Origin of the sequence: Corallococcus llansteffanensis (assembly GCF_003612055.1) — a bacterium.
Taxonomy (GTDB): Bacteria; Myxococcota; Myxococcia; order Myxococcales; family Myxococcaceae; genus Corallococcus; species Corallococcus llansteffanensis.
Genome location: NZ_RAWB01000098.1, coordinates 1 through 21,549, shown reverse-complemented (window position 1 = coordinate 21,549; position 21,549 = coordinate 1). Strand labels below are relative to the sequence as shown.

Annotated in this window: 21 protein-coding genes and 2 pseudogenes; 7 read left to right on the top strand and 16 right to left on the bottom strand. The window is 66.1% G+C overall.

The window, feature by feature from the left end; translation table 11 throughout:
* Together D7V93_RS12005 and D7V93_RS12000 are read right to left on the bottom strand one after the other, a co-directional pair.
* Nucleotides 1-944 (bottom strand): DUF7151 family protein (locus D7V93_RS12005; protein WP_147451149.1); only part of this gene is annotated, 944 nt, incomplete at its 3' end.
* 413 nt (nt 945-1,357) lie between these two features.
* The gene (locus D7V93_RS12000) at nt 1,358-2,302 is read right to left on the bottom strand and encodes a LysR family transcriptional regulator (protein ID WP_208722997.1); all 945 of its coding nucleotides are present in this window, start codon (nt 2,300-2,302) and stop codon (nt 1,358-1,360) included.
* 97 nt (nt 2,303-2,399) lie between these two features.
* On the opposite strand from D7V93_RS12000, the gene D7V93_RS11995 reads away from it, so the two are divergent.
* Nucleotides 2,400-2,852, top strand: a complete 453-nt coding sequence (locus D7V93_RS11995; RefSeq protein ID WP_120643526.1) for a MauE/DoxX family redox-associated membrane protein — start codon at nt 2,400-2,402, stop codon at nt 2,850-2,852.
* Here the strand turns inward: D7V93_RS11995 and D7V93_RS11990 are convergent.
* Nucleotides 2,839-3,561 (bottom strand): helix-turn-helix transcriptional regulator, encoded by a 723-nt coding sequence (locus D7V93_RS11990; protein ID WP_120643525.1) that lies wholly within the window; start codon nt 3,559-3,561, stop codon nt 2,839-2,841. The genes D7V93_RS11995 and D7V93_RS11990 overlap by 14 nt on opposite strands.
* Before the next feature lie 91 nt (nt 3,562-3,652).
* Here D7V93_RS11990 and D7V93_RS11985 point away from each other — a divergent pair, with 91 nt between their 5' ends.
* A complete protein-coding gene (locus tag D7V93_RS11985; protein ID WP_120643524.1) occupies nt 3,653-4,528 on the top strand; it encodes an NmrA family NAD(P)-binding protein in 876 nt (291 codons plus the stop codon).
* A 102-nt stretch (nt 4,529-4,630) separates the two neighbouring features.
* Nucleotides 4,631-5,293 (top strand): porin family protein, encoded by a 663-nt coding sequence (locus tag D7V93_RS11980; RefSeq protein WP_147451148.1) that lies wholly within the window; start codon nt 4,631-4,633, stop codon nt 5,291-5,293.
* A 3-nt stretch (nt 5,294-5,296) separates the two neighbouring features.
* On the opposite strand, the gene D7V93_RS11975 is transcribed toward D7V93_RS11980, so the two are convergent.
* On the bottom strand, nt 5,297-5,698 hold the full coding sequence (locus D7V93_RS11975; RefSeq protein ID WP_120643522.1) for a spore germination protein GerW family protein: 402 nt from the start codon (nt 5,696-5,698) through the stop codon (nt 5,297-5,299).
* Between the two features lie 367 nt (nt 5,699-6,065).
* Here D7V93_RS11975 and D7V93_RS11970 point away from each other — a divergent pair, with 367 nt between their 5' ends.
* Nucleotides 6,066-7,541 (top strand): ELWxxDGT repeat protein, encoded by a 1,476-nt coding sequence (locus tag D7V93_RS11970; protein WP_120643529.1) that lies wholly within the window; start codon nt 6,066-6,068, stop codon nt 7,539-7,541.
* A gap of 430 nt (nt 7,542-7,971) precedes the next feature.
* Nucleotides 7,972-8,190: a hypothetical protein gene (locus D7V93_RS11965; protein ID WP_244237256.1), complete on the top strand. Its 219-nt coding sequence runs from the start codon at nt 7,972-7,974 to the stop codon at nt 8,188-8,190.
* Nucleotides 8,191-8,211: 21 nt separating this feature from the next.
* Here the strand turns inward: D7V93_RS11965 and D7V93_RS11960 are convergent, their stop codons facing one another.
* The 7 genes and pseudogenes from D7V93_RS11960 to D7V93_RS11930 all read right to left on the bottom strand — a co-directional run bounded on the left by D7V93_RS11960 (nt 8,212) and on the right by D7V93_RS11930 (nt 16,415).
* Nucleotides 8,212-9,123 (bottom strand): T6SS immunity protein Tli4 family protein, encoded by a 912-nt coding sequence (locus D7V93_RS11960; RefSeq protein WP_147451147.1) that lies wholly within the window; start codon nt 9,121-9,123, stop codon nt 8,212-8,214.
* Nucleotides 9,124-9,257: 134 nt separating this feature from the next.
* Nucleotides 9,258-10,835 carry an alpha/beta hydrolase gene (locus D7V93_RS11955; protein WP_120643520.1) on the bottom strand — a complete coding sequence of 526 codons (1,578 nt, stop codon included), beginning with the start codon at nt 10,833-10,835 and terminating at the stop codon, nt 9,258-9,260.
* A 42-nt stretch (nt 10,836-10,877) separates the two neighbouring features.
* Nucleotides 10,878-13,355, bottom strand: a complete 2,478-nt coding sequence (locus D7V93_RS11950) for a type VI secretion system Vgr family protein (RefSeq protein ID WP_120643519.1) — start codon at nt 13,353-13,355, stop codon at nt 10,878-10,880.
* 151 nt (nt 13,356-13,506) lie between these two features.
* A complete protein-coding gene (locus D7V93_RS11945; protein WP_279636896.1) occupies nt 13,507-13,716 on the bottom strand; it encodes an RNase H family protein in 210 nt (69 codons plus the stop codon).
* Nucleotides 13,717-14,000: 284 nt separating this feature from the next.
* Entirely contained in the window at nt 14,001-14,126 is a 126-nt protein-coding gene (locus D7V93_RS47340; RefSeq protein ID WP_279636895.1) for a hypothetical protein, read from the bottom strand.
* Nucleotides 14,127-14,195: 69 nt separating this feature from the next.
* Nucleotides 14,196-15,796, bottom strand: a pseudogene (locus D7V93_RS11935) (IS1182 family transposase).
* A 100-nt stretch (nt 15,797-15,896) separates the two neighbouring features.
* Nucleotides 15,897-16,415 (bottom strand): biosynthetic peptidoglycan transglycosylase, encoded by a 519-nt coding sequence (locus D7V93_RS11930; RefSeq protein ID WP_244237255.1) that lies wholly within the window; start codon nt 16,413-16,415, stop codon nt 15,897-15,899.
* Between the two features lie 24 nt (nt 16,416-16,439).
* Between D7V93_RS11930 and D7V93_RS44865 the strand changes: the two genes are divergently transcribed.
* The gene (locus D7V93_RS44865) at nt 16,440-16,595 is read left to right on the top strand and encodes a hypothetical protein (protein WP_158623716.1); all 156 of its coding nucleotides are present in this window, start codon (nt 16,440-16,442) and stop codon (nt 16,593-16,595) included.
* Nucleotides 16,596-16,628: 33 nt separating this feature from the next.
* On the opposite strand, the gene D7V93_RS46080 is transcribed toward D7V93_RS44865, so the two are convergent.
* Both D7V93_RS46080 and D7V93_RS11920 read right to left on the bottom strand, forming a co-directional pair.
* A complete protein-coding gene (locus D7V93_RS46080) occupies nt 16,629-17,675 on the bottom strand; it encodes a leucine-rich repeat domain-containing protein (protein WP_208722996.1) in 1,047 nt (348 codons plus the stop codon).
* Between the two features lie 212 nt (nt 17,676-17,887).
* A complete protein-coding gene (locus tag D7V93_RS11920) occupies nt 17,888-18,346 on the bottom strand; it encodes a hypothetical protein (RefSeq protein ID WP_120643518.1) in 459 nt (152 codons plus the stop codon).
* Nucleotides 18,347-18,793: 447 nt separating this feature from the next.
* Between D7V93_RS11920 and D7V93_RS47670 the strand changes: the two are divergent.
* Nucleotides 18,794-18,889, top strand: a pseudogene (locus D7V93_RS47670) (IS5/IS1182 family transposase); the annotation flags it as partial.
* A 23-nt stretch (nt 18,890-18,912) separates the two neighbouring features.
* Here D7V93_RS47670 and D7V93_RS11905 read toward each other — a convergent pair.
* The 3 genes from D7V93_RS11905 to D7V93_RS44420 all read right to left on the bottom strand — a co-directional run.
* Nucleotides 18,913-19,722, bottom strand: coding sequence for a S1 family peptidase (locus D7V93_RS11905; RefSeq protein ID WP_158623715.1), 810 nt, complete (start codon nt 19,720-19,722; stop codon nt 18,913-18,915).
* Between the two features lie 137 nt (nt 19,723-19,859).
* The gene (locus tag D7V93_RS44425) at nt 19,860-20,453 is read right to left on the bottom strand and encodes a hypothetical protein (RefSeq protein ID WP_147451146.1); all 594 of its coding nucleotides are present in this window, start codon (nt 20,451-20,453) and stop codon (nt 19,860-19,862) included.
* Nucleotides 20,420-21,549: hypothetical protein (locus D7V93_RS44420; protein WP_208722995.1), on the bottom strand; the 1,130-nt coding region annotated here is incomplete at its 5' end. The genes D7V93_RS44425 and D7V93_RS44420, both read right to left, overlap by 34 nt.

Below are 21,549 nucleotides of genomic sequence, written 5' to 3'. Positions count from 1 at the left end.
TTCCAGCCAGGGGCTCCATTGCTTCCATTGGCGTAGATCCTGCCGTAGGTATCCACGGTGATGGTGCCGCGGGAGATGAGGCTGACGACGCCGCCACCCCCACCGCCGCCACCCGCCACGGGGGTCGGCGCGCCGGCGGGAATGCTGTTGTTGATGCCCGGGTAACCGCTCGCGTCGATGTAGCCACGGATGATGATGTTGCCCTTGGCAGCGAGGATGAGCCGCCCGCCACCGTCGCCGCCGCGGATGTCAGAGTTCGTCGTCGAGCGGAACCCGCTCCCGCCCCCCAGGAGGTCGGCGCGGGAGACCAATGACGTGCGCCCTTTGTCCAGGCCCTTGCCCCCCAGGTAGTTGAAGGAGGCGGACATGGCGATGCCCTTCTGCGACGGGTTGAGGGTCTGGATCTGGGAGTCGGGGATGACGACGATGCTGCCGCTCGAACCGATGATGATGTCGCCGGTGGCGCGAATCGTCGTCCCACTCGACACGATGAGCATGCTGTCGATGGTCACGTTGTGGAACATCAGGTTGGCGCCAGCGGGCTGGGGGAAGTTCCCGCCCTGGAAGGACCGCGTCTGTGCGCCGGAGAAGAGGGTGAAGTCCCCCGCGGAGCCGTCGCCGTAGGCGAGCGCGAGCGCTCCGGACTCACCCTGGAGCCCCTGCGAGCCCGTGTCGCCCTTGGGCCCCTGCGGGCCCGCCGCGCCCACCGCGCCCGTGTCGCCGGTGTCGCCCTTGGGACCCTGGGGCCCCACCGCGCCCACCGCGCCCACCGCGCCTGTGTCGCCCCGGGGCCCCTGGGCACCGTTGCAGAGGTACTTCGTGGCGGACGCGTTCACCTCGCCTTCATCCAGATCGCCGTCGCTGTTCCGGTCGATGCCGGTCTCCCACTTGACGCCGCCGAAACCGCAGTTGGCGCCCGCGGGCTCGGGCGTGGTGAGCAGCAAGGCGCTCAGTCCCTGTGGACCTTGCGGCCCTCCCGCGGGGCCCTCGGGACCTTGAGGGCCCTGGGCACCCGGTGGGCCCTGAGGACCCGCGGGGCCCTGGGAGCCACCCGAGCCCGTCGAGCCCGTGCAGGCGGCGACGCCGAGCAGCCCCGCGGCGAGCACGGCTCGCAGCACGTGTGAACGAAGAACCACGGTCGCAACAGGGACGCGCATGACAACCCCCAGGAGAAGAAAGACGCGTGCGGTCCGGGAGCGGTCCCTGACAGCACGAGGCAACCGGGTGCGGGGCCACGCACACCGGAACAAGGCGAGCGCGCATTCTGTCCCCAGGGGCCTGACGTTCGCCAGTGGACTCGGGGGCTCGCGGATGCCCCTACACTCCAGCCTGGAGGGTGGGTGGGCCGCGGCGGTTGCTACCGGCGCGGCGCGGGCGGCAAGAAGCGCTCGAAGGCGTGGAGGCAGAACTCCGCGAAGGCCCGCACCTTCGCGGGGAGGAGCCGGCGGTGGGGATGGACGAGGAAGATGCTGCGCCCCACCACCGGGGTCTCCGGGAGCAGGGTCACCAGCGAGCCCGCGCGCAGGTCGTCCAGCACCAGGTATCCCGGCAGGTTCGCGATGCCCCGTCCCTGGAGCGCGGCGTGTCGCAGGACCAGGTTGTTGTTGGACTGGAAGGGCCCGGACACGCGCAGCTCACGCCGTCCTCCGGGGCCTTCGAGCTGCCACTCCAGCGGGGCATGGCTGCGCTTGAAGACAAGACAGTCATGGTCCGCGAGGTCGTCCGGGGTGCGTGGCGTCCCGCGCCGCTGGAGATAGGCGGGGCTCGCGCACAGGAGGCGCTGCTCCGGAGCGAGGCGCCGCACCACCAGCGTGCTGTCCTCCAGCGTGTCCGCGATGCGGATCGCCACGTCGAAGCCCTCCTCCACCAGGTCCACCAGCCGGTCGCTGGCGTCCAGGTCCACGCGCACGTCGGGGAAGGAGTCCTGGAACTCGGCGGCCATGGCTCCGACGTGGACCTCCCCGAGCACCGCGGGCGCGGAGATGCGCAGCAGGCCCCGGGGCCGCGCATCCAGGGCCGTCACCGACAGCGTGGCGTCCTCCAGCTCCGCCAGCACCCGGCGACAGTGCTGGTAGAAGACGCTGCCCGCCTCCGTGAGGCTCACGTGGTGCGTGGTCCGCTGGAGCAGCCGGGCACCCAGGCGTGCCTCCAGGTGGGCCACCTGCTTGCTGACCGCGGAAGGCGTCACGCCCAGCCGGCGCGCGGCCGCGGAGAAGCCTCCGTCCTCCACGACCCGCACGAAGGCGTGCAGGGGCATCATCTCGTCGAAGAGCAGGGGGTTCGTTCTTTTCCGCGCGGGCACAGGCGTCGTTCCTCGGGACCACGTTCCCAATCCCGGCCTCCGGGCGCAAGACAAGGGCATCGGGACATGAACCGCGTCCCCCGGAGGAGTCGAACCCATGCGAACGCTTCCCACTGAGAATCCCCCCGCGTCCGGGCACCTGTTCGGGCTCACCGACGGCGAGGCCGGCTACGCCCTGCTGCGCGTCACCCTGGGCCTCAACATCCTGCTGCACGGCGTGACACGGCTGGTGAGCGGCCCCGGCGCCTTCGCCGACAGCCTGGTGAAGGCGTTCACGGGCTCGTTGATGCCGGAGGTGCTGGTGCGCCCCTTCGCGCTGGGCCTGCCCTTCGCGGAGACCCTGGTGGGCGCGCTGCTGCTGGTCGGGCTGCTGACGCGCCACGTGCTCGCCGCGGGGGGACTGCTGATGCTGGCCCTCGTCCTCGGCACGGCGCTTCGAGGCGAGTGGGAGACCCTGGGCGTGCAGATGCTCTACGTCGCCCTCTACTCCGCGCTGCTGGGCACCGCGCGCTTCAACAGGCTGTCATTGGATGCCCTCAGAGCGAGGTAAAGAGGTCTCTGGCCACCAGCAGCATCGCGTCGGCCTCGCGGAGCTGGAAGGTCTTGTCCGTGAGCCGGGCTGACTCGATGCGGTCCAGCCGCAGGAAGCGGACGGCGTCACGGAGGTGATCCCAGACGAGCAGGTACCAGACAGGCCACGCGAGCATCAGGTAATGGGGCTCCACGACCCGCGTGGTCCGCTCGCGCGCGGTCCGGTACACGACCTCGATGGCCCGCTGCTCGAAGAAGCCGTCCTGCACGAGCCCCAGGACGGCCGGACGCGGACTCCCCCAGGATTCAGAGATCCGGTGCGAGGCGAGAGGGCCGTGGAGGATGCGGCGACGCAGCCGGCTCAGCCGGGTCCGCTCCTCCGGCGGGAAGGCCATCCCGATCTTCTGGCGCAGGCCCTTCAGGCTCGACAGGAGCAGCGGAGACCGGATGCGCTCGCCAATCGCCAGCGCCAGGAGCAGGTCGAGTGCTTCGCGGTGGTTGAGCTGAAGCCTCCCAAGTCCCATGCGGACCGGCACCCGGACCCCGCCGCCGCGGCCACGCTCTGCTTCGATGGGGACACCGCGAGCCGCGAGCCGCGCCATGTCCCTGCGCAGGGTGCGCAGGCTGACGCCCAGCTCCCTGGCAAGCGCGGGGCCATTCCAGCTCCTGTGGGAGGCAAGCAGGCCCAGGAGCCTGTCCAGGCGCTCGCTGACGCTCTCGTGGGTCACTTTCTTCAAAGGTGCCACAGGCTGTCACCATTACGCGGAGAGTCAAGGCACTGCGAACCTCCGCAGCCATTCAAGGAAGACAGGTGTCACGATGAAGATCGCACTGGTAGGCGCGACGGGAAACGTCGCGGGGCGCGCCCTGGCGCAGCTCGTCCAGGCGGGAGCGCAAACAGTCGCGCTGGTTCGCCATCCCGAGAAGCTGCCGGAGTCGCTCCGCGCCAGGGTCCACGTGGAGCAGGGAGACCTCGAGGATGGCGCCTTCGTGGTCCGTGCGACCCGTGGCGCGGACGCCTTGCTCTGGCTGACGCCGACCACCTTCAGCGCCGCTGACTTCAGGGCCTACACCCTGGGATTGGCCCGGAACGCGGCGCAGGCCCTCCAGCAGAACGGGATCCAGCGCGTGGTCTTCGTGTCGAGCCACGGTGCGGACCGTTCAGGCCTGGGCCAGGTCTCCTTCGCGGGCGAGGTGGAGAAGATCCTTGAAGCGGTCGCGCCGCACACGGTGTCGCTGCGGTCCGCGGGCTTCATGGAGAACCTCTTCGCGTCGGTCGGAACGCTGAAGCAGGGCCAGCTCTTCACCCTGCTCCCACCCGACAAGAAATACCCCCTGGTGGCCACGCGCGATGTCGGGGACGTGGCCGCCCGCTGGCTGCGGGACTCCACCTGGACCGGCCACCACCTCCGGGGCGTGCACGGTCCCGAGGACCTCAGCGCCCAGGACCTGGCCGACATCCTGGGGCGCGTGCTCGGGAGGCCCGTGCGCTGTCAGCAGGTTCCCCAGGACTCCGTGCGCGACGCTTTTCTGGAGCGCGGGGCGAGTCCCTCCGTCGCAGACGGCTACTTCCACATGTTCAGGTCCTTCGCCCACAAGGACTACCAGCCCACGGAGCCGCGCACCGCGGAGACCACGACCCCCACGACGTTCGAGACCTTCGTTCGCGAGAGCCTGTCCCCCCGGCTTCAGTAGCTGGCTGGAGCCAGGCTACTGCACAGGGCATGCAAGTCATGCAATCCTGGCCTTGCAATGCGAGGTACCGCTGCGTCCACCCGCCGCCTAGCGAACCCTGACATGACTGCTCATCCTCTTTTCGCTTCGCTGATGCTGTCTCTCTTGTTGTGGGGCGTACCGGCGGCGGCGCAGGAGCCGTCTTCAGGCTCCGGAATCGCGCTGGGCGTGCGCGGGGCGTATGGCATTGCGCTGGGGAAGGTCTTCGACGACCAGAAGTTGTCCTTCCTGGTCGGCAACACCGTGGCCCCCCAGGTAGACCTCGCCTATTTCCTGAGCCGGCAGCTCTCCCTGGGAGCGTATTTCCAGTACGGCTTCGCAAGAGGGGTCCAGGGCATCGTGGCTGACGAGACCTCGGGCCGCGTGCTGCGGTTCGGTTTCGACCTGGACTACCACTTCACGCCGGAGGCGTTCGTGGCCCCTTGGGTGGGAGTGGGCATGGGGTATGAGGTTGCCTCCGTGGACGTCGACTTCCTGCAGTTTGATGAGTCGGTCCCCACGGCGGAGTACAAGGGAATCGAATGGGGGCACGCCCACTTTGGCGTGGACTTCCAGCTCACCCGCTCCTTCGCGGTGGGCCCCTACGTCACCGCGACGCTGGGGCAATACACGAAGTATGCCGGGCGGGTGTTGGATCAGCCGATCGAGGAAGGAGACATCTCTGGTGACTCCAGGGCCTTCCACTTCTGGATCCAGCCCGGCGTGCGCGTGCAGTTCCGGCTGTAGGTCTCAGCCCCAAACGCGCCGCAGGAGACGGGCGGAGCGGCGTGCGCTCAGCAGGCGGTTGATGCCGAAGAGGAGGATGGCCGTGCCCGCGAGCAGCTGCGCTCCCCGGACGATGCGATTGACGTCCACGGCGGGGACCCAGGTGACGTTGCCCTCGCGGATGACGAAGGCGCCCGCAGGCCTGGCCTTCAGACCGAAGCCACTGCCCGAACCGCTTCCCTTCAGGGCCTCGCCCTCCACTCCGGCCTGCTGGAGTGCCGGCCCCTCGCCGCCGCCTCCGCCGCCTCCGCCGGCCACCAGGGCCGCGGGAATCACGGTGATTCCATCCTGCTGGATGGCCTCTCCGTAGACGCGCTTCACGTTGATGCTGTCGCGGGCCCGGTCGATGATCTCGTTGACGTCCATGGCGTCCCCCCAGATGGGATGTGGGTGTCCTCACCGCGAGAGGTGGACACGGTGCGGCACGCTGACCGGAAGGGCAGGCCGAAGGGTCGTGGGGCGATGCGAGCGACAGGGGCTCCGTGGCAGGGCCTTCAGGCGCAGGGGCCGGGTGGCGCCGGGTGGGACGCCTGGAGTCGAGCCGGTGCCTCGGATGGGCCCGGGCGTTCACCGCCAGGCCGCGCCCCACCCCGCTCTGCCACCCGGCTGCAAATGAACCTGGGTTGCGGCATCCAGGTGTCCGCCATCCAGCACCCACATGCCCTTCCGGGCCGGTGTCCAGGCACCGCTCGACACCCCAACGTCCGTCGGTTTGAGGACGGAGGGAGTGGACATGCGCGTGAAGGCCTGGTGTGCCCTGTTCGGTGTGGGGTTGGTGGGCTGTGGCGGTGTGGAGCCCGAGTTGCTGGAGGGGGCGACGGAGGACACGACGGTGCACGCCCAGGCGTGCGCGCCCGGGACGGCCATCAAGGTGAAGGACGTGCTTCCGCCGGGGACCGACCTTCCGCCCTGGAGGCCGTCGCCTTTCGGGCTGACGAACGTGCAGGACACGCTCTACTTCGCGGTGGATCTCTTCCCGAACCACTCCATCCTGTGGAAGAGCAATGGCACGACGGCCGGCACCGTCCCGGTGAAGGACTTCCCCGCGTATGGCACCAGCGGCTACCGGGACCTGGGCGGACTCATCGCCGTGGGCAACCGGCTCTTCTTCAGCATCAATGATCCGACGGTCGGCCGGGAGCTGTGGGTCTCCGACGGCACGGACGCGGGCACGCGGCTCGTCGCGGACCTCACGCCGGGGACCGCGAGCACGTCCCTGTCGGGGCTGGCCTCGGTGGGAGGCGCGCTGAGCTTCTTCCGCCGGCAGCCGGCGACGAACGGGCTCTTGTTGTGGAAGTCGGACGGCACCGCCGCGGGGACGGTCCAGGTGCTGGACCTGGAGACCCAGGCATCCCTCGCGTCGAGTGTCGTGCTGTCGAGCGGCATCCGGGTGTTCATCCTCCAGGACGCGGTGTTTGGCGGCACGCGAGTCTGGCGGAGCGATGGCACGGCTGCGGGCACCTACGCCTTCACTTCGCTGGATGCGGGCGAGCCCCAGGTGCGGGACGTGCGCTCGCAGGGCACCTTCGCGGTGTTCGCGCTCGCGGAGGGCGGCACCACGGAGATCTGGAAGACGGACGGCACGGCGACGGGCACGGTGCGGCTGGAGACCTTCGGCCATGACGCGCGGTTGCTCGGGGTGCTCGGCTCCCACGTCTACGTGTCGTATCCCACGACGGATGACCGGCTGAAGGTGGCGCGCGTGTCACTGGCGGGCGGCGGCAAGGCGACCGTGACGACGCTCGCCAATCCCTTCGCGGGCCAGGAGGGTGCCCAGCCGTACCTCCAGGACGCGAAGACGGCGGGCAACAAGCTCTACCTGTCGGTGGCCATCGGCTCGCCGGGGCCCGCGCCCCGCCGGGTGGACCTCTGGGGGACGGACGGCACGGCGGCGGGCACGGTGCGACTCAGCGAGGGCCTGAGCACCTCCGATGAGCGGTGGTCCACGCTCTTCGACTCCGGCTCGGGCACGCTCATCTTCGGCTCCGCGGGCGACAGCGCCGGCGAGGAGCCCTGGGTGACGAATGGGACGCCCGCCGGAACGGGCCGCATCGCGGACATCCAGCCGATGGGGAACTCGAACCCGACCTCGTTCCTGCGGATGGGTACCCGCATCTTCTTCGTCGCCAACGGCGGGCCCCCGGGCAATGCCCTGTGGTCCATGCCCGCCAACGTCACCTGCCCCGCCCTGAGCGCCGAGGCCCGGTAGCGGCACCACCGTTCCCCGGGGCCCACCGCGGGCCCCGGGCGCAAAGGAGGAGCAGGTCGCCGGCAACCCTGGGCGAAGTGGTGGCGGGCCGCAAGCCGGGCCGAACCGGGAATGAGACGTATCCGTATCGGAAGGACAGGAGCCCTGTTGGGTGCAGCGGCTGGCAGAAGAACGAGAGGTGGGGGGCCGCTGACGGCGACCCCATGAGCCGCACGCCGGGCCGGCGCAGAAGCGATTCATCTCCAGCGGACATACGCCTGCCCAGCACAGGCCACCTTCCCAGGCGAGGCGCGGCACGAGATGAGGCCTGCAGGGGTGCTGGCAGCAGCAGCCACTGCTTTGGCTCAGGCCCCCGCGCTTGGGGGTGGCCCCCGCGCTGCACAACGGAGGAGTTCCAGCCCGGTGAAGATGAGGGCTTTGCCTCCGCCTTATGGAGCAGTCCCACCGGGTCCTGGGCCTCATCGCCCTGCGCGCGGTGCTAACAGCGCCAGACATGCCGACAGCGGTGCGGGAGCTGGAGACGCTGGCCATCGACCGGCTGGAGGGCGCGCTGGTGGACATGTTCTTCATCCAGAAGGTGCTCGCGCTCAGAGCGGGCGTGCTCGTCGCCGCGGTGCCGACGTTCATCCTCCTCGCGCTTTCCCACTGAAGCCGGCGGGGCCCCGTGACGCTATTGCTTCACGGGACGGACTGAACCAAGGAGGTTGTTCCAGAGCCCGACCTTGGCATCTTCCTGTTCCAATCCCGTATCCATCTCGATGTTGAAGCGGGGGCGTGCGCCAGACTTCTCCTCTCCGGGAAAGCTCCATAGAAAATACAGGCCTGCCTGCTTGCCTTCCTTGTAGCGGATGATCAGTTCCTCACCGGGCAATCCCGCCACCGTCCGCGCCTGGTATTTCTGCGTCACGATGTCCCCGGCGGAATCCTCGCCTGCTTGGGCCAGCGTGTTGGAATACCGCTCCAACAGGCTTTCCTTCTTTACCTTCGTCGTCGTTCGCGTCCAGACGTCGACCTTCACCTTCAGGTCCGTTCCCTCAAAGCGGACCCGTGCCTCCTCCTGATACTTCGTGGGGAGCGCGACCATGCCGTGCCGCAGATAGAACCAGTCCTTCCCGGGATGGGGCAGGGACTCACCCGTGGCAGGGAGCCGGTAGGAGCCAGACACTTCTTTGAGCCGCGTTGCCCAGTCCTGCTCACGTTCCAGGTCCCCATCAATCTGCATCCACACGTCCACCGCGCCACTGTGTAGCAACGCCCCCCAGGTGGAGATCAGCGGAGTATCGAATCGGTGATACAAAACCCCTCGCACCTCCGGGGAAAACGCCCGCTGCGCAAGAATGGTGCCTTGCGGCGCTTCGGGAGTCGCCTGTTGGTAGGTCAGCGCGCGAATGCCATCCAACCGCGATTCCCACACCTTGCTCCGGGCCTCGTCGGCCGGGTCCTTCCACAAGGCCTCTTTCAGGGAGATGTGTTGCACCTGGTAGGTCTCCACGTCAGCGGAGCGGCTCATCGAGTCGGGCACGTCCAGGTAGAAACGACCTACGCACTGGCGGACATGGCCCTTGGCAGGGGATTGGCTCATGAGGTGAACCTCTGGGACTGAGAGCGGGCTCGATTGTTCCCAGGCAGTCGCGAGGAACAACGGGACGCATCCTACCTGGGCGAGCCACGATAGCCTTCAAGAAGGAAGAACGTGCGAGGGCGGGGGCAAACGTCCTAGGACTTCTCCGCTTTGAACTTCTCCCGGCAGAAGGACTCGATCGCAGCCAGCGTGAACTCCTTACTCTGCTTGCTCGTGTAGGCACCCTCATGCTCGATTCCCGGAACAGGGTGAGAGGCCGCCTTAAGAGCGTTGCCGGAGGACTCCGGCACCGTGCCATCCCCCGCGCCATCCGGGCGCTGAAGGACGATCTCCAGTATATGGTTCTTGTTCTCGATTTCTGTGCGGAAGCCATTCCGCAACGGTTCGTCCTGATGTCGGACTGTATCATCCCCCCCCAGGTACACCGCCGCGCCCCATCTCCCAGTGACTTCGGCAATGCCACCGTGCGGAATGGCATCGTTCCAATTTACCGTCCAGTGCTTGTACTTCTTGCCCTTTTCCCCCTCTGCCAACCACCAACCGGTCTTCGACACCTTGTAGACGACTCGATCGGCCGTGGGATGATTGATTCCGGAGCCATAATACACCAGGGTGGGAACGGTTGAGGTCAGGCCCAATCGTTTATGCAATGCCTTCGCCGCATTGAGGCGTCCCACGAAGACATCCCAGGCAACCTTCACACTAAGGGGGCTGTCCTTGTGCTCCGGAACCAGATGTTTTGGATCGAGCAGCCGCCAGTACTCTTTCTGATTTTTGTAGATCTCCTCATAGGGATCGTTGATAGGCAGCGCGTATTTGATTTTCCCGTCTGGATCCTGGATTTGGAGCCAACGTTTGGAGCCATCATTGGTGGTGTAGTGCTGGCTGGGAAGCAACTCAAGGCCCCCAGGCATGTTGCCAAGCACCGCACTCACCTCTTCACCATTGGTGCCCAGCACCCAGGCTGTGAGTTTTCCGCCCGTGCGCTCAACACCAGCCTTCATCCGCCAGTAGGCGGCAGCGGCCCCCGTAACGGGCTGCACCCCGTGGACGACGCCCAGCACCTTGGCGCTCGCACCGTGCTCGTTGAGCGCCGAGCGGGCCACGAGCCCTCCCATGGAGTGCGTCACCAAGATGACCTTCGTGGCGGGCAGATGCTTCGGGACGTCCTGGTTCTGCTGAAGCGTCTGATCAATGAACTGCTTGAGCCTCTTCCCCGCAAGGGAGTTGGAAGCCGTCCAGTTGTAGCCGAAGGCATACACAGGCAGGTGGAAGCAAGTGCGCAGCAGAGGCCGCCATGCATGGTTCTGCAGCGTGGTGAGGATGCTTCCATACGAACCCCATGACACACCGCCCCAGCCCCGCGCGGTGGCTCCCGGATAGACTTCCTCGAATTTCTCCTGGTTGTGTTTGGTGTCGTCCAGGTAGACGTCCAGGAAGTTCTCGTCGAAATGGGTGCCAATGAGCGCGGCCTTCTTGTCCGCTGCGTCCACACTCGCGAGTCCATACTTGCGGAACATGAAGGGCCGGGCGTCCGGATCCCAGACCTTCTCATTCCCCTGCCTCAGGCGGCTGCCCATGATTCCGGGCACGAAGATGATGGGGATGACCTCCCGCTTGATGACCACCTTGTTCGGGGAGCCCTGCTTCAAGCCCTTCACCGGCTTGGAAAGGTCCCGCCAGTCGATGGAAACCTCGTTACTTTCTGCCATGCACGCTCACCCTTGAACCCAGAACAGGAACCCCGCCAACGCTCAGGCGTCCACCAACCCCGGGAAGAAAATCTCGCAATCGCCGGGCGTAACCTCCCCCACGAGGGCCACGCCCGCAGCGCCCATCGTGCCGGACGTCATGGATCCGTCGGGAAGCTTCATTTCGAACTTCAGCCCCGCCAGCGCCGAAGGGTCCGCGACATCGAAGTCCACCTTCACGGAGCGCTTGAGCTTCGCTTCCTCCAGGGCCTTGATCTCCTGGTGCTTGACGGACTTGTCCTGGAGCGAGCCGGCAGCCTCCAGTTTGACCTTGCTTCCCTTGAACTTGATGTCCGAGCCGTCCAGGGTGAGCGTCTTGGCGAAGAACTTCACGCCCCCGCCCTTCTCCATGCTGAGAATGAGTTTGCCATTGACGATGAGGGACATCTTGTCGGCCTGGAGGCCGAACTGCTTCGAAAGCCAAGCGATGCCTTCCTTCACCTTCAGCTCCGCCCCACCCTTCACATCGTCCTTGAGATCCTTGCCCACGGTCAGCTGCATCGCGCCCGTGACTTCCGTCTGGAAGTCGCCTCCCACCTTGGCGACGCGGTCTCCCCCCACGGACTCCTGACGACTTCCGACGACGTATTCGGAGCGCAGGCCGCCGACTTCTTCAAGCCGCGCGCCGCCCGTGGCCTCGTTGTAGACGAGCGCCACATTGACCGACAGACACCCGCCGATGCTGACCGCCTTGGCGGCGCCGACGTTCTCCATCGCCCCCTGACGAACGTTGACGAGCAGTCCCTGCCCCACCGTCACAGCCTGGTTGCCCTCCACCGACTCGTCGTGGCAGCCCTGGGTGGTGGTGGTGCGGTTCTTGTGCACCTGAAGTGTCTGGTGGCCTTCGACGACTCCGAAGTCCTTCTTGATGACGGAGAGGAACTGGTTGCCCTCCACCGTGCGCGCCCGGTCCTTCTTCACCAGCAGGTCCTCGAAGGCCCGGACCTCCTGGCCCTTGTCGTTCTCCGTGACAAGGTCCTGGTCCTTCTGCGCGTGGTGGAAGACCTCCTCCTGGCCCTGGGCGTCCTCGAAGCGCAGCTCGTTGAAGCCGTCGCTGCCCTTGCTGGAGGCGCTCTTGTGGGTGCTCTTCGTCTTCTCTTCCGGCAGCGCGTAGGGCGTCGCATTGGCGCCGTTGTAGACGGAGCCCGCGACCAGCGGCCGGTCAGGGTCACCTTCCAGGAAGCGCACCACCACCTCCTGTCCGATGCGCGGCAGGATGAGCGCCCCCCACGCAGGGCCGCCCAGCGCCTGGCTGGTGCGCACCCAGCAGGACGCCTTCTCATCCCGCTGGCCGTCCCGGTCCCAGTGGAACTGGACCTTGATGCGGCCATGCGCGTCGGTGTGGATCTCCTCGCCGGCCGGGCCCACCACCTGCGCCGTCTGGAGGCCAGTGATGCGGTGCCGGGGCGTGAGCCTCCGGGGACGGAAGGGCACGCTTGAGGGCATCACCTGAAACTGGTTGTGGTACAGCCCTCCCAGCGCCTCGCGGCCGCCCTGGGTCTCTGGTTGGCCTCCGTGGTGCCGCACCGTCACCACCACGTAGCGGCCCTCGTACGTGCCGTCGTCCTCCACCTGCAACAGGTGTCCGGAGGTGAGGCGGGGGCAGATGCCCTCCCCTTCGAGCGTCAGCGACGCCTGGGTGGCCTCCTGGATGCGCACCCGGGCCGCCGCCTTGCCCGTACCCGAAGCCACGTACCCACCGGGGTAGTCGTACAGTTCCAGCGCCTCCAGGCCCTCGGAGGACTTCGATTTGCCGGACACGTCCAGCGAGGGCTTCTCGAAGTCGTAGTCCTTCAGGTGCACCGCGCCGGGCCGGAGCCTGCGCACGCGCCGCAGGTCCATCAGGTATTCGCCCGTCTCGACACGTCCGTCCTCGGGGCGCAGGGGGAGCGCGGCGCCGCCGGGCGGCGCCTCATGGACGCTGGGGGCATCCCCGAGAACGAGGACGTGTCCCGTCTCTGAGTGCTCGAAGAAGTAGAAAATGCCCTCCCACTCCATCAGGCGGCTGAGGAAGTCGAAGTCCGTCTCCTGGTACTGGGTGCAGTACTCGCGCGGAGCGTGGCTTTCGTGAAGGCTGACACGCACCTCCACCTGGGCGGAGGCAAGGACCGCCTTGAGGATGTCCGGCACGGACTGGCCCTGGAAGATACGGCTGCGCTTCACCTGCGTGAGGCGCCACAGCGCAGGCACGATGCGCGCGCGGTAGCGCCAGCGGCCGTCGCGAGGGCCCAGGGACTCCACCGTGCGCACCATCCCGTGCACGTGGCGCGGCGTTCCGCCGGGTTGGGCCACCGTCAACAGGGCCTCTGCCCCTACCAGGGGCGCGGTGTCCAGGGACCCGGGCGCCAGGGGCGCGAAATCCACACTGAAGTCGTAGAGGCGGCTCAGACCCTCTTCGCCCCGCAGCCGCTCGACGACAAGCGATTCGGCCTCAAGGGCGCCCACCTGCAAGGTGAAGGCGGGTGATTTGGCGTTGGGCATGGACGTCCCCCGTCAGTGCAAGGCCAGCGACTGAAAGGGCTACCATACCAGGACTGTGCAATCCCCGCACCGCAGGAGCGTGAAAAGACTTGCCCTCCGGAAGGTGGGAGGTTGGGGTTGTATGTGGATGGATTGAAGGCGGGAAAGGTCGCTACCGCCCCAGCCGGGCCGCCAGTTCGAGCCGGGCCGCCACGGCCAGCGCATCCGCCCGGTTGTTCTCCACGTCATCCGAGTGGCCGCGCCCCCAGTGCCAGGACACCTCGTGGACGCGAACGGCCTCCAGCAGTTCGCGCCACAGGTCCGCGTTGGACACGGCCTTCTTGTCCGACGTGCGCCAGCCGTTGCCCTGCCACTTGTCCAACCGCTTCCGCCTCGAAGGCGTTGCACACCAACTTGGAGTCGGTGAACACCTGCAGCCGGCACGGCATCTTCAGGGCCTTCAGCGCCGCGAGCGCCGCGGTCAGCTCCATCCGGTTGTTGGTGGAATCCGCCTCCGAGCCCTGGAGCTCCTTGCGGTAGGACTTCCGCTCCGGGGCGATGAGGATGACCCCCTCAACCGCCCAGGCCGGGGTTCGGCGAACAGGCGCCGTCGCAGTAGATGTGGACGAGGGGGAGCGACATCGAACGCGCACCCTACCCCGAGGCTCAGGGGATGACGATGCGCGAGTGCAGGCTCCGGCCGTCGTAGGCTGCGGCGCCGCAGCGGGCATGCGCCCAGTCCCCATTCACCGCCGAGCAGATGCGGAAGGCCTGGATGTTGAAGACGGGCACGTTGATACCCGGCGTGCCGCAGCACCCCTGGTAGGTCCAAGCTAGAGCGCCGAACAGGTTCGTGGAACCTCAAGCCGCAAGTCGCCGCTGCTCGTCAATTCGGCGGTGGAGGCTCTCCAGGTTCTGGAGCGCGCAGAGCCGGCGCAGGTCGAAGGTGTTCTTCCGGGTGCCGCGGTAGCGGGCCCGCGAGCCCTGGCGCTGGCCGAGGTGGGCGAGTTGGTGCTCGACGGGCACCCGCTCGCGCAGCTTCGCCCGCCCCGCGCGGGTGCTTTGCAATCGCCGCAATCGCTTCTGCAGGCCCTCGTCCTCACCCAGGCGGACACTCCTGCCGCGTCCGGAGGCCGCCAGCGTGCATTGGGCTCGCAGCGCGCACGCCCCGCACACCTCCGAGTCGAACTGCACTACCTGCCCGGGCTCAAAGGCCTCCACCTGGCCCGCCGGGCAGGTAATGGTGCCTGCCTTCACGTCAATGGCGAAGTCCTTCTTGCCGTACAGCTCTGGTCTGGCACCGCGCCCGGACCATGGCTTGCACACCACCTCTCCACCGGCCCCCTTCACCTCCTCGGTCAGCTCGCTATTCACATAGGCCCGGTCAATGAATACCGCGTCCGGATCCAGGCCCAACCGCCGCAAGTCTTCCTTCAACTCCGGGGGGGCCTCCTCTTCGGGGCGGTTGGCAGGTGTCACCGTGCACGCCAGCACCAGCTCGGCATCCAGATGCGTGCCGATGTGCTGCTTGTAGCCGTTGAAACGCTTGCTTTTGCTCTTTCGCCCATGACGCATCGCTTCGTCTTCGATTGAGACGCGTCTCTCAGGGGCGACGCCCTGGCGCAGTCTCACCCCGCCTGCCTCCACCGACTCCACGTCCTGCGCCTTCACCTGCACGAGGGCCTTGATGTAGCGGCGCAGCGGGGCCTCTTCGGCCTGGGCCACGTGACGTGCCACCCACGCCGCCAGCCGGTCCACCTGCCGCACCAGCCGATTCAGCGCGTCCTGCTTCTCTTCGGCGTCGCTCCAGTCGATGTCCAGCGCCGCCTTCACGCTGGGGCCCAGCAGCACCGGCGCCTGGGCCTGACGGCAGACTTCCTTCACGTCCGTGCCCAGCAGACGGGCGGCGCCCTCGGCGAGCTTCTTTCCTGCGTGGCCGAGCAGGTTGAAAGTGTCTTCAACCCGCCCGGCTCCCTCTAAAGGGCGGCTGTCCACCGCCAGGCGAAGGGTGGCTGGCAGTTTCTTCCAGTCGAAGGCCTTGCTCCTCTGGGCCACCTCCACCGTGCGCTCCAACAGGCGCCGGTCCATATCGTGGTGGATGAGCCGCTCGCGGAACTGCTGCAAGCCGCCCTGGGAAAAGGCGGGCGCGTCATCGTCGGGCACCAGCGTGCCCAGCACCACCCGCCAGCACCGGTCCGTGGCGGACAGCCGCACGGCTTCTGCGTCGGAGACTTGCAGGTAGCCTTGCAGTAGCACCCCCATGCAGAGCAAAGCCGGTGGCTGGGGCGCTTCCCCCTGGCCCGTCTGCCGGTACATGCCCTCCAACTCCTCCTGGAAGGCCGCGTCGAACAACTGTGGCGATGGCGTCGCAGGAAGACCAGGAGCTTGCGGCTCTTGCCCGCCAGCTTCAGCAGCCGCTCTTCCCGCTCGCTGCACCTCACCTCGGGCGTCCACCGGTCCATGCGCGCTCCTGTCGGGTCCTCGCACGTACCTGCTCACTCCCCGGGCCGACGTCGAGCCCTTTGCCCTTGTCTGCTCCCTCGCCCTAACCTAATCGGCGCTCTAGCGACCGTCGTCGTCCGCGTCGCCGCCGGTGTCCCCGGAGGCGCGGCCGAGCAGCCGGTCCACCTCCGCGTGCGCTTCTTCCACCTGCGCCGCGCTGATGCAGCGGTAGATCTTGAGCGCATCCACCACGCGGTGCGAGTGCTTCAACAGCGCGCGTGAACCGCTCCTGGGCGAGCGCTTGCGCGGGGACGGCAGCATCGACGCGAGCACCGCGCCCTGGGCCACGGAGAGCTGGGACGCGGACACGCCGAAGTGCTCGCGCGCTCCCGCTTCAATGCCATACACGCCGTTCCCCCACTCCACGACGTTGAGGTACAGCGCGAGGATGCGCTGCTTGGTGAGCGCCTCCTCCAGCCGGTGGGCCAGCATCAGCTCCTTCGCCTTGCGCAGCAGGCTGCAGTCCGTGGACAGCCAGAGGTTCTTCGCCAACTGCTGCGTCAGCGTGGACGCGCCCCGGCCCAGCTTCCCCTCCTCCACCGCCTGCCCCACCGCGCGCGCCAGCTCCACCGTGTCCACGCCGTCATGCAGGTAGAAGCTCGCGTGTGGCTCATCCTGGACAACACCGTCACGCGCGCCACCGGGCTGCCCACCGGCGGACTGCCGGTGACCATCCGCCTGGAGGACATCATCTTCAACGCCAACGTCGCCAAGACGTTCCCGGGCCTGGGCGGAGCGCTGGAGGTGGGTGGGCTGTAGCGGTGCGGGATGCGCAGGCGCGCCGTCGCGTCATCACGGCAGGTCGAACCTGACGCAAACACCGAAGCGGGCGCTCAGGGCCTCGCGCGTCTCCGGTGACAGCTTGGGTCGCCCCAGCTTTAGCGACTCGAGCGCGGTGAGGAACGGCGAGCGCGCCAGCGCGAGCGCACCGTCGTCGCCAAAGTCGTTGTTGCCAAGGTCGAGCCAGCGCAGCCCCCCGAGGGCTTCCGAGCCCGCGAGCGCGACGACGCCTGCATCACCGATGTCGTTCCATCCCAGCCCGAGTCGGGTCCAGCGCCGAGGCATGGCGGCGAGCGCGACAGCACCTGCGTCACCCAGCGCCCCGCCTTCGAGACCGATGCCTTCCAGGCGCGGCAGCGCGGCCAGGACGGAGACGACGCCGGGGCCGAACCACCGGCGCTCCATCGTGAGGAGCTCGAGGGTGCCCGCGAACGCGGCCCCCGCGAGGGCTCGCAGCCCGTCGAGGCTGTAGCTCTGGCCCTCGCGGTCGTTCGAGAGGTCGAGGCTCGTCAGCCGGGGGAACGCGCGCGAGCCGAAGAGCGCGGACAAATCCTCATCATCGAGGTCGGTGCCGATCAGGCCGAGATGCAGCAGTTGACCGAGGTGCGGTGAGCCGGCCAGCTGGCCCGCGCCCCCATTGAAGAGCAGGGTGTCGCTGAACGAGAGGGCGGTATAGCGGCGCAGCGCCGGCAGCAGGGCGAGCCTTCCCACTGCGTCGGTTGCGTCGCTGAGGATGAGGTCCGTCACGAGCGGCGCCGCGCGAAACAGGGCGTCATGGTGGGCCAGGAATTGCTCGGCCTCCAGCCACACCGTGGGCCCGGCGGTGAGGCGGCCGCCCAGCGTCACGACGGCCTCCCGGAGCTCCTCGGGCAGCGTGTCGAGCAGGGCCGCGAGGACGCCTTCCGGTCCGGTCGGGTCTCCCCTGCCGCAGGCGGACCGGATCCGGGTGGCGTGGTCAGGCCAGGCCTCGGCGATCGCCTCGGCATACTCCCGCCACCGGGCGACGTCATCCGGTTGCGCTCGGAGCCCGAGCAGCAGGGCCTCCTCGCGTGCACCCACCCGGCCGTGGAGACGCCCCTCGTCGTCGCGAGGACCCTCCACCTATTCCTGCTCCGCCTGGGACCACCAGGCCGTGGAGGGACGCGGATCCTCGCGACGGATGAACGCAGTCATGGGGCGAAGATAGCAGGCGGCCCGCGGTCGCCAATCCCGCACCGTTGAGGACGCCGCGGGGGCAGCGCTCTGGCTCTGGTAGCGCCGGCGCTCCGAGCTCAGGCGTCGAGAGCTTCGCGCGTGGACTCGCGGGGCATCAGGCCGCTGAACTCGTAGATGAAGGCGCCCTGATCAGTGACGTCGACCGTGCAGGCGCCCGCGCGCGAGAGTTCCTCGAGCACCTTCTTGGCTTCGGTGAAGGAGAGGCTGCTCTCCGCCGCCACCTCGGCGATCGTGATGCGGCCACCATGCTGCTTCGCGCAGGAGAGGACGGTCCGCTCGATGTCGCGAGCGGACATCGCGGGGAGCGGCTCCACGGCGGGCCCCGCCTTCAGCTCGGCCGGCACCTTCGTTCGCCGCGCGCCGCGGATGAGCGCTCCACCTCCGAGGACGAAGACGGTGGCGAGGATGAACCCCAGGGCGCTCCTGTCCGTCATGCCCCTCCGCAGGTTGTCGATCTCCACGCCGAAGCCCGTGAGCCCCAGGATGACGAGAAACCAGCCGACGATGCTTCGCATGCGCCCCTCATTGCGACGGGGGAGACCCTCTGTCCCCGGGCCTGATCATAGCAGGTCTTCGGTACCCTTCCGAGCATGCGGGCTGTCACCCTTCGGGCAGCGCACCGCCACCCCTGGAGGGGATGCCGACTGGGGCGCCGTGTCCAGCCTGTCTGCTCGTGGCCGGACTTCTCCGGCCTGGGAGGCAGCATGCAACAGACACGCGGATTCGTCGTCGCCTTGGCCATGACCACCTTGCTCACGGGGGCGTCCGCCGCCAAGGCCAGTGGCACGGTACAGCTCGATGCGGATACCAAGGTTGCATTCAACCTCAGTGGCGCCACCGTCCATTGCGGTGACACCCTCACCCAGCACACGAAGCTCACACGCGATCTCAACTGTCCGGGCTCGGACCCCTTCGCGCTCCGGCTCGATGGCGAAGGCATCGTCCTGGACCTCGGCGGCTTCACCGTGCGCCGCATCACTCCCGCATCGCGCGCAAAGGGCATCGAGTCGAGCCAGACGCTCGGCCGCCATCACTGGGTGGTAGAGCACACACTCTCTCCTGGCTGCACCACCTCTCTAAATCAGAAGCATCCAAAGCTTCGGGGCATTCTGCCAATTGTCTCTCGGATGAACTGGGCATGAACTGCTCTCGCTATGCCTAGAGAGTGACGCCTCACATGTGTATCATCCATGCCTTCACTGACTTCCTTGTAGGTGACGTCTTGGGTCACCATGCCAAGAACAACAAATGTAACACGATCCATATAGATTGAACCTCCGTAGAAACGACCGAGTTGGTTGAGGTAGACGGGCCCCCCGCTATTCCCTCCGAACACCTTAATGTCGATGTAAAACACGCCTCCTGTGGATGATATTGGTCCCAATGGGAATGATGCGATGCGCCCGCTCCGCAAAAAGGGGAAATCTCCTTGTTTCCCAGAGGAAATATTCAGTGGGTAACCGAGCGTGAAGATTTCATCGCCAGGACCCATCTCAATCGTCCGGAACAGGGCTTCGTCAGCGAGTATTGCGACTGGGACGGCAGGCAGTCCCCCTTCTGCGAGTGGGGGGGTGGGTAGCTCGTTGATGTAGAGTGCTGCCACATCAGCCGTGGGGTGGTTGGTCCATAGCTTCTTACCGTCCCTTCGGATTCTTATTTTAATAGGCTTTGTTATCCAGTTATCTCCCAATGAGGAGCGATATAGCAGAAGTGCTTCTTCGCCCGGAAAATCATCAAGCACATGATTGGCTGTTATCAATATGTATTTATATGCTCGGGGATTCGCAGTGCATGGCCTAATCAGAATAAAGGCAGAGCCAACTTCCTCCGTATTTTCGCCGTTCGGGATGATCTTGAGCGTTGAACGCATCATCGCCTCGTGGATTTGCACGATCGTATTGCCGATGGGCAAGGGTATTTGGGGTGCTGGTGGCAGCGGAGACCCGAGAGGAACACCGGCCTCGGCCTGAGGCGCTTGCGCAAGAGCGAACCACAACCCGAACATTGCCTTGATACTGACGAGTAATGTCACCTGTCGATGTCTCTTTCGATGCGAGATTTGTTTTTTCGGCACGCTTCCTTGGATGGGTCGCAGTCATCGAGGAGGCGCTGCTTTATTTTGGGGTTCGATTTTAGGAGAACGTCTACCTCGTCCTTGTTCTTGGCGAAGGAAAGCTCATCCAGTAGTTGCTGTTGAGCGGATTTATTCGATTCCAATGCATAAAAATGCTCTGTAAATCCTTCTGTATTGATGAATCCGAGTTTGAGCGGCTTCAATATGATGTCGCCAAGGTCTAGGGTTGTTGGGTTTGTGGTGCCGAGTTTCCTAGGGTCTCGCTTGCCATGATGGTGGTTTGTGCGAGTATGGATACAGAGCGTGTCTCGGTCTGTGTCGACGGTCACCGAGAAGGAGCCATCATCCTTTGTTATGACTCTGTGGAGTTCCTGCCGGTTAGGCGCCTCACACTCGTCGAGTAGCCTTACTAGTGCCTCGCGAACCGGAGTCGAGGTCCCATAGGTCACAACTCTGCCAGTAACTGTTACTTCTCTGCCTTCGGCTGACTGAAAGATTGAGAGCAGGCCGATTGCTAGAAGAGCCACACTCCAAGACGGTCGTGCCATGCAAGCTGCTCCTTTGGATAAATTTCTTGTGGGATACCTTCTGCGGTGTCAACGCTGATGCTCAACCCACCCTGTTCAGCCGTGGATGCAAGTGGCGTGAGGCAGGAGGTGAATTCAAGTTCTCGTGTTTGCTGGACTAATGCGAATCGTTGGCAGTCGCGATTCTGTCTCCAGGGTTCGAGTTCATCTACGCCTGAGGATGCCTCTAGTGTCGTGCGCACTTGCTCAGTGGCTGAGGTGGGGCAGATGATGAACGTTTTGCTTGGCAAAGCGGTATTGATTGACAGCCTTGTCTTTACTGCTCTCGCATTGGGCCCCTCTGGAGTGCAGGGGTTGGTTTTGGTTTCGATTGTTTCGAAGTAGGTGATGGCGTGTATTCTGGCCTGTAGACTCGTGAGGAATCCCAGTACCGCAGCTAGCAAGGCTATTCCGCTGCCCCCAAATAGGACCAGCACCCATTTCTTGGATATTGCCTTGCCTGGAGGGGATGAGGACGCCGGATTCCAGTTTTTCTTGCGGGCTGCTACTGCCAATGCTGCGGAAACTAAGAGTGGCGCCAGAAACGAGGCAGTTAGTTCTTCAGGCACCGCCGCTCTGAGCGCGTAGCCGATAAGGCGGGTGGCTACTTCTGAAGCGGCCAAACCTAGTGCAATCAATGCCCCGACGCGCTCCCAATTACTTGGGGTTTTCTGGGTGCTCATGGCTTTGGATGCTTGTGAGAAGTGGGGTTGGTTCTTTGGAAGTATAGGTGGAATGGGGGCCTCTTGCTCGGCGGCGTGCTGGTGCAGGGAGGCGGAGAAGGAGACGGCTGGGGCCAGCAAGGCCGTGCGCGGCGCCAGTGTAGGGGTCCGATCACCCACATTGAGCACACTGCTGCCCTGGCCGCCCTTGCTTGAGGAGCGCAGCAGGGAGTTGGCGGAATCCCGCTTGGCATCGGGCCACTCGCGCACGCTGCCATGCAATGACCCGCTAGTGGAGTGTCCGCGAAGTAAGTCGACATAGTCGCGGAGGATGAATAGCTCTCCTCCATGAGGAGACGACCTCCGCGGCTCATCCAGCTCTCCCAGGAGGATACTGCCCTCCTGGAAGAGCTGGT

Coding starts and splice junctions, on each gene's coding strand:
- D7V93_RS11995 (WP_120643526.1), top strand. CDS start 2,400: ATGCGAACGCTTCCCACTGAGAATCCCCCCGCGTCCGGGCACCTGTTC.
- D7V93_RS11985 (WP_120643524.1), top strand. CDS start 3,653: ATGAAGATCGCACTGGTAGGCGCGACGGGAAACGTCGCGGGGCGCGCC.
- D7V93_RS11980 (WP_147451148.1), top strand. CDS start 4,631: ATGACTGCTCATCCTCTTTTCGCTTCGCTGATGCTGTCTCTCTTGTTG.
- D7V93_RS11975 (WP_120643522.1), bottom strand. CDS start 5,698: ATGGACGTCAACGAGATCATCGACCGGGCCCGCGACAGCATCAACGTG.
- D7V93_RS11970 (WP_120643529.1), top strand. CDS start 6,066: ATGCGCGTGAAGGCCTGGTGTGCCCTGTTCGGTGTGGGGTTGGTGGGC.
- D7V93_RS11965 (WP_244237256.1), top strand. CDS start 7,972: ATGGAGCAGTCCCACCGGGTCCTGGGCCTCATCGCCCTGCGCGCGGTG.
- D7V93_RS11960 (WP_147451147.1), bottom strand. CDS start 9,123: ATGAGCCAATCCCCTGCCAAGGGCCATGTCCGCCAGTGCGTAGGTCGT.
- D7V93_RS11955 (WP_120643520.1), bottom strand. CDS start 10,835: ATGGCAGAAAGTAACGAGGTTTCCATCGACTGGCGGGACCTTTCCAAG.
- D7V93_RS11950 (WP_120643519.1), bottom strand. CDS start 13,355: ATGCCCAACGCCAAATCACCCGCCTTCACCTTGCAGGTGGGCGCCCTT.
- D7V93_RS11920 (WP_120643518.1), bottom strand. CDS start 18,346: ATGCGAAGCATCGTCGGCTGGTTTCTCGTCATCCTGGGGCTCACGGGC.
- D7V93_RS44425 (WP_147451146.1), bottom strand. CDS start 20,453: ATGGCACGACCGTCTTGGAGTGTGGCTCTTCTAGCAATCGGCCTGCTC.